At 45.2% G+C, this 6,176-nt stretch carries 5 protein-coding genes, 1 tRNA gene and 1 pseudogene; 3 read left to right on the forward strand and 4 right to left on the reverse strand.

Annotation, left to right across the window (positions count from 1 at the left end; genetic code table 11):
- Positions 1 to 280 precede the first annotated feature (280 nt).
- The 3 genes from CS369_RS13925 to dnaQ form a co-directional block, all read right to left on the reverse strand.
- Complete coding sequence (locus tag CS369_RS13925) at positions 281 to 481, reverse strand: Flp family type IVb pilin (protein WP_196907573.1); 201 nt, start codon at positions 479 to 481, stop codon at positions 281 to 283.
- Between the two features lie 940 nt (positions 482 to 1,421).
- Positions 1,422 to 1,495: transfer RNA gene (locus CS369_RS13930), tRNA-Asp, on the reverse strand.
- Positions 1,496 to 1,629: 134 nt separating this feature from the next.
- On the reverse strand, positions 1,630 to 2,364 hold the full coding sequence (dnaQ, locus tag CS369_RS13935) for a DNA polymerase III subunit epsilon (protein ID WP_196907574.1): 735 nt from the start codon (positions 2,362 to 2,364) through the stop codon (positions 1,630 to 1,632).
- 57 nt (positions 2,365 to 2,421) lie between these two features.
- Between dnaQ and rnhA the strand changes: the two genes are divergently transcribed.
- On the forward strand, positions 2,422 to 2,886 hold the full coding sequence (gene rnhA, locus CS369_RS13940; protein ID WP_196907575.1) for a ribonuclease HI: 465 nt from the start codon (positions 2,422 to 2,424) through the stop codon (positions 2,884 to 2,886).
- Here the strand turns inward: rnhA and CS369_RS13945 are convergent.
- The gene (locus CS369_RS13945) at positions 2,874 to 3,626 is read right to left on the reverse strand and encodes a class I SAM-dependent methyltransferase (RefSeq protein ID WP_196907577.1); all 753 of its coding nucleotides are present in this window, start codon (positions 3,624 to 3,626) and stop codon (positions 2,874 to 2,876) included. The two genes, rnhA and CS369_RS13945, sit on opposite strands and share 13 nt — an antisense overlap.
- A 261-nt stretch (positions 3,627 to 3,887) precedes the next feature.
- Between CS369_RS13945 and gloB the strand changes: the two are divergent.
- Positions 3,888 to 4,643, forward strand: a pseudogene (gene gloB, locus CS369_RS13950) (hydroxyacylglutathione hydrolase).
- Positions 4,644 to 4,714: 71 nt separating this feature from the next.
- Complete coding sequence (gene mltD / locus CS369_RS13955; RefSeq protein ID WP_196907578.1) at positions 4,715 to 6,094, forward strand: murein transglycosylase D; 1,380 nt, start codon at positions 4,715 to 4,717, stop codon at positions 6,092 to 6,094.
- Positions 6,095 to 6,176 lie beyond the last annotated feature (82 nt).

Genomic DNA, 6,176 nt, shown 5'->3' on the forward strand with positions numbered 1-6,176 from the left:
CTATCTTGAGAGTGGACATGAAAAGCGTGCTTGCCGAGATAGATACCAATAAGTGCAACATTTTTCATGATGGCCTCTCCTGAAAGAAAAACACCCTGCCAGCGTACCGCTACAGGGTGGGGTGACCATCTCATTAGCCCCTCTTGTTTTTGACATATAGCTACCGCATGAGCTCAATAAAGGCGTTCGAAACAGGCACTTTATACACACATGCAGATATAAAGTACCTTTTTCCAGGTTAAAGTATCGCTTCAATTTTTCAGAAGATAGTTAATAACCTCTATTTTACAGAATTCTCCACTGTAGTTTTGATCTTGGTGAAGATGCCTGACAACATCGCTCTAACAGGCCCGCTTTCACCAAAAACAACCGAAACCACTGCAGCAACACCCGCGGCCACAATAGCATATTCAACAGCGGTTACCCCGCGCTGATCATTTTTAAAATTATGCATTGCTTCAGTAAAATACACATAACTCACGATTGATTTTCCCTGAATATAGGCTTGCTAAAGAATACATAACAATCCTCTTCATTTATTAATGCTATTATTTCACCACGTCTTTTTGCGACTTGGTAATGTTCAACACTCATTATTTTGCGAGGATTTTATAACATCTCTTTTTCGCCATTAACAATGGCAACATTTACAAAGAAAAACAAAAAACAATTGCCACAACCTATCAATTAACAAAGCACTAGCAAAAATAAAAAAAGAATAAGATTTTTCTTACTTATAAAAAGCACACACATAAAACAAACAACAATTAATATTACCTTTCTTCAAACACTCGATAAGAATAACCAACAAAAATAAATCAGATAGATATTCATTCATAGAAGCATTAAAAATACGATCCATCTACATCAGCTCATTATAAAATGAATGAGAAATCAACATTTAGCAGCTCACACTAAACATTCAAAGACAAAAGAATAAAATATCGATCTTTATAATAAGTGAATATAAGCGGACAAGCAGAGAAATGAGAGGATGAGTCATCCATGCGCATGTTATTTATGTGACACCAGATCATTCTATCAGCAATAATATATTGTTTTATTGTGAATTTATTAGCATTCAAACGTAATAACAAGCGCAGACAGAGGGTAACGTACATGATCTTTAACCAAGGAGACATGGCGTAGACTGAGAAAATAAAACATAAATTATCTGTTCAAAACTCTTATAATCGATAATATCTAACACGGCAGGGGAACCCACTCATTCACACGTTATAATGAACAGACTTCATCTAGTCAGCGTTAAAAGTGAGTATCGTAGCTAATACTTAGCATTTTCAACGCAGGAAATGCTACACAATTTCGTTTTCTTTACTGTTGATAAATTCATCACTTATCGAAAAATCAAAAAAAATGCTGATATAAGCGAACTTATATCAGCATTTTTTAGTTATTTGCGGAACGGATGGAATTCGAACCCGCGCCTTCCTGCGTGACAGGCAGGTATTCTAACCGACTGAACTACCGCTCCCCATTAACATGCCCTTTCGAGCGGGATGAATACTAAGGTGATCTGAGTATGGCGTCAATGCTTTTTATAATCGATTCATACTGTTTGTTTATAATTCCAGCATCATGCTGCAATCATCATCAATCGGATGATGATTATTGGCGCCACAAGCAACTGCCCCCCTTTTTGACAATCAGATCGAGGCGTGTTTCATGAGCGGCCAGCTCTTCCGGACTGGCATAAATGATGGGCAAAGCAGACGCTTGGCGCGTAATTCGCTGCACGCTCTCACTTTCTGTACTCACTTGCTGCGTGTCACTCTCCATGGCAAACGCCAAAGAGGTCTGTCCCCCCGTCATGGCCAGATAGACATCAGCCAGGATTTCGGCGTCGAGTAACGCCCCGTGCAGCGTTCGTTTACTGTTATCTATCTGATAACGGTCGCACAATGCATCCAGGCTGTTTCTTTTACCAGGAAACAGCTTACGCGCGACCATGAGGCTATCGGTTATCTTGCAAAAAGTCTCTGTCTTCGGGATATCCCGATTCAACATCCGAAATTCGTAGTCCATAAAGCCAATATCAAACGCGGCATTATGAATAACCAATTCCGCACCGCTAATGAACTCAATAAACTCCTCGGCTATCTCAGCGTAGGCAGGTTTATCTTGTAAAAATTCATCGCTGATGCAGTGGACCATGAACGCTTCCGGATCAACCAGCCTATCAGGCTTGATATACACATGATAATGGCGCCCCGTCAGGCGGCGATTAATGACTTCTACCGCACCAATCTCAATGATTTTATGGCCTCCATAATGAACGCCAAGCCTGTTCATCCCCGTGGTTTCGGTATCCAGAACGATCTGTCGTGTAATTGCAGTGCTCATCGCTTTCGTTTTATGTCAGACTTACGGTTTTTATGATTAAGGCAGAGTCTACCAGAGATGACAAAGCAGGTAGAAATTTTCACCGATGGTTCTTGTCTGGGAAATCCCGGCCCGGGTGGTTATGGCGTTGTACTGCGCTACAAGCATCATGAAAAAACCTTGAGTGCAGGTTATCACCTGACAACCAATAATCGCATGGAGTTGATGGCAGCGATTGCCGCTCTGGAAGCATTAACGACTCCGTGTACGATGGTACTGAGTACCGATAGCCAATATGTGCGGCAAGGTATCACGCGCTGGATCCACAATTGGAAACTTAAAGGCTGGAAAACCGCTGACAAAAAGCCAGTTAAGAATATCGATCTCTGGCAGCGGCTGGATGCCGCCATTCAGCGACATACGATGCGTTGGGAGTGGGTTAAGGGCCATGCAGGTCATCCCGAGAACGAGAAATGTGATGAACTGGCACGCCAGGCAGCCTCGAACCCGACGCAGGACGATACGGGCTATCAGCCGGAATAATCCGCTAAGAACGGCCGGCACCCTTTACGGTAACTCTTGGTTGCCCCGACGGCTCTGCGAACCGGTAGCTTGTTGAACCTCTGGCGCAAGGGGGAAATAGTAAGCGGAATGGTAAGTTTACGCGCAACAAGGAGCATCAGGCAACCTAGGGGAGTTGAGTGAGGCGCTGATGTTGTTATCATCTGCGGTATCTTCCACGGCACCAAGTGGAAGGTTCCCTGATACAGCACTTCATAATTGAGCAAGCTGAGCCAATCGATCATACGCATCTGCGTGAACATGCGCGCACAATAGGGTTGGCATTGACGAAGACCGGGCGTCAGCTTTCCAGCCCCGAGCAGGCTTATTGGATTAAACCCACTCAGCAATAACCATCCATCATTGATCAATACCCTATCCACTTCGCGTAGAATGCGGTGTGGATCCGATGAATAAGAGAGTGTATGCGCCAGCAAGCAGGCATCGATAGACTTCTCAGAAAAGGGCAGTTGGTAAGGATCGGCCAAGACATGTACATCATCAGTAACACTCGGGTTGATATTAACCTGATGGGAAATGGTACACGAGTCCGTCGCGATAGCGTTGCTGAGCGCGCCGACTTTCAGTAAATGGAAGCCAAACACACGAGGCCACCATGCTGCCAATGCATGTTCAAGCGCCTGCTGGTAATGTGCGCCCCAAGGGATATCCTCCCAACACGTTGGTGAAGAATAAGCCTGAGGCGTATGCGCTGACTTCATATATTAGTATTCTCCCTCAGACCCAATAGCTATCTCAGAACACGTAATATACCCTAAATAATTAGCGTTGCAGGAAGGCGGCAAATGAAGGACAAATTTGTCTGGAACAAATTTGAACAGCGCCTGCGCTGGCCCATAGGGTAAACCTCAGGGATGAAGTTCATTCATCCCGATGCGCTTACTCAGGTAAGTGATTCGGGTGAGTGAACGCAGCCAACGCACATGCAGCTTGAAGTATGACGGGTATAAATGGGGTATCACATGAATCTTATCAGTATTGCCGCACTTTCTGACAACTACATTTGGCTATTACATGACGCACAGCACCGTTGTGTCATTGTCGATCCCGGTGAAGCAGAACCAGTATTACAAGCGCTACCTAAACACCAACTCACACCCGTAGCGGTGTTACTCACCCACCATCACAGTGACCATGTGACGGGGGTACCTGATATCCAGAAGACTTACCCTGACTTGCCGATTTATGGCCCTGAAGAGACAGCGCAGCATGGTGCAACACGCATTTTGCGTGATAGCGATCACATTCAGTTACTCAATTCGGATTTCTCCGTATTTTCTGTACCGGGTCACACTTTAGGTCACATTTCGTACTACTCTGCCCCCTATTTGTTCTGCGGAGATACGTTGTTTTCGGCTGGATGTGGGCGAATTTTTGAAGGAATCCCCAATCAACTGCATGAATAAATTGAGAAAATATCAGAATTACCTGATGAAACACGCATTTGCTGTGCACACGAGTACACCCTGTCAAATCTTGCGTTTGCTCACACTATCTGGCCTGAAGAGTGCAATATTGCCGCTTATCTTTCTGAAATCAGGCTATTACGAGATAAATCTCAATCAACGTTGCCAACCACCCTTGGTCTTGAACGAAAAACCAACCTTTTCCTTAGATGGCATGATGCTGATTTAAAAGGAAAATTAAAAATAAAACCCGGTAACATAGAGGATTGGCAAGTTTTCGCCCAATTACGTAGCAAGAAAGATTGCTTTTGAAGGTTTTTGTTGTGCTGATCGGCTAATCAAAGTATTATTGCTCGTCTTTTAAGCAAACTATTGACACATATATGAAGGCTCAAGCGATTATTATCGCCTCAGTCTTGTTGGCAGGTTGCCAAGGGGTCTACCAAGACACCTCGCAACCGAAACAACATGGGCAGAGTCTGTCTTCAGCGGGTCAAGGTGAAGCAGGAAAGTACACAGGAAGTCGAGAGACATCCGCGCGCTGGCTGGATAATAATGGCCTAGCGCAGCGCGACCTGTGGAACTTCATTAGCGACGAGCTGAAGATGGAGGTTCCGGATAACGTCCGGATCCGCGAGCAAAAAACACGATACTTAAAAAATAAGAGCTATCTCCACGATGTAACATTACGGGCAGAGCCGTACATGTACTGGATAGTCGAGCAGATTAAGCAGCGCAAAATGCCGATGGAACTGGTACTGCTACCCATAGTGGAGAGTGCTTTTGATCCCAAGGCCACATCATCCGCCAATGCCGCAGGGCTCTGGCAGATTGTGCCAGGCACTGGGCGTAACTACGGTTTGAAACAGAACCATTGGTATGATGGTCGTCGCGATGTTGTTGCATCAACGACGGCTGCCTTAGACATGATGCAGCGCCTAAACACAATGTTTGATGGTGACTGGCTACTTACCATCGCCGCCTATAACAGCGGTGAAGTGCGTGTTTTGCAAGCAGTAAAAGCAAATAAGGCAAAAGGCAGGTCAACGAGTTACTGGGCATTGGCGTTACCACGTGAAACGTCACTTTATGTCCCGAAAATGTTAGCCTTAAGCGATATTCTTAAGAATAGCAAAAAATACGGCATTGAGTTACCTAAGCCCAACGAAAGTCGGGCACTTGCGCAGGTAGACCTGGGTCAACAGATGGAGTTGACGCAAGCGGCTGAAATGGCTGGCTTGTCGCTAACAAAACTGAAGAGCTACAACACAGGCTACAAACATGACGTGACCGCTCCGAACGGGCCACATTACATTATGGTGCCTAAGGCACATGTTGAGCAGTTGAAGGATTCGTTGGCAGATGGCGATATCGCCGCTGTACAACCCACTAAACTGGCGCAGCTATCCGCAAACACGGAATACAAGGTTCGTTCATGTGACACCTTGTCAGGTATTGCGGTGAAACTGAAGGTCAGCGCGCAGGATCTGCGTAAGTGGAACAACCTGGCCAGCGCTAACGCGCTGAAGGTTGGTCAACCGCTTCAGGTTGTACAGGCCTCTGCGGGCAGTAAAAAGGGTAACAGTAATTTCATTACCTATCAGGTGCGTAAAGGAGATTCTCTCGCGAGTATCGCCAAACGTCACAGGGTAGATATCGCAGATGTTATGCGCTGGAATTCCGTCATCAATAAAAAGGCGAATATTAAGCCTGGAGATCGGTTAACGTTGTTCGTGAATACGGCAACATCACCAGACTCTTAAGTGCTGCATAGCCTATAAAAAATCTATGGTCACCCCCGTTTTTGCAACACTGATTTTCGATTGATGTTGGGCTTGCTTAAAT

This window comes from Candidatus Symbiopectobacterium sp. 'North America', assembly GCF_015762685.1.
In the GTDB taxonomy this organism is placed as follows: Bacteria; Pseudomonadota; Gammaproteobacteria; order Enterobacterales; family Enterobacteriaceae; genus Symbiopectobacterium.

Excerpts from the sequence above, each read along its gene's own strand:
- dnaQ (WP_196907574.1), bottom strand. The coding sequence starts at position 2,364 with ATGAGCACTGCAATTACACGACAGATCGTTCTGGATACCGAAACCACG.
- rnhA (WP_196907575.1), top strand. The coding sequence starts at position 2,422 with ATGACAAAGCAGGTAGAAATTTTCACCGATGGTTCTTGTCTGGGAAAT.
- CS369_RS13945 (WP_196907577.1), bottom strand. The coding sequence starts at position 3,626 with ATGAAGTCAGCGCATACGCCTCAGGCTTATTCTTCACCAACGTGTTGG.
- mltD (WP_196907578.1), top strand. The coding sequence starts at position 4,715 with ATGAAGGCTCAAGCGATTATTATCGCCTCAGTCTTGTTGGCAGGTTGC.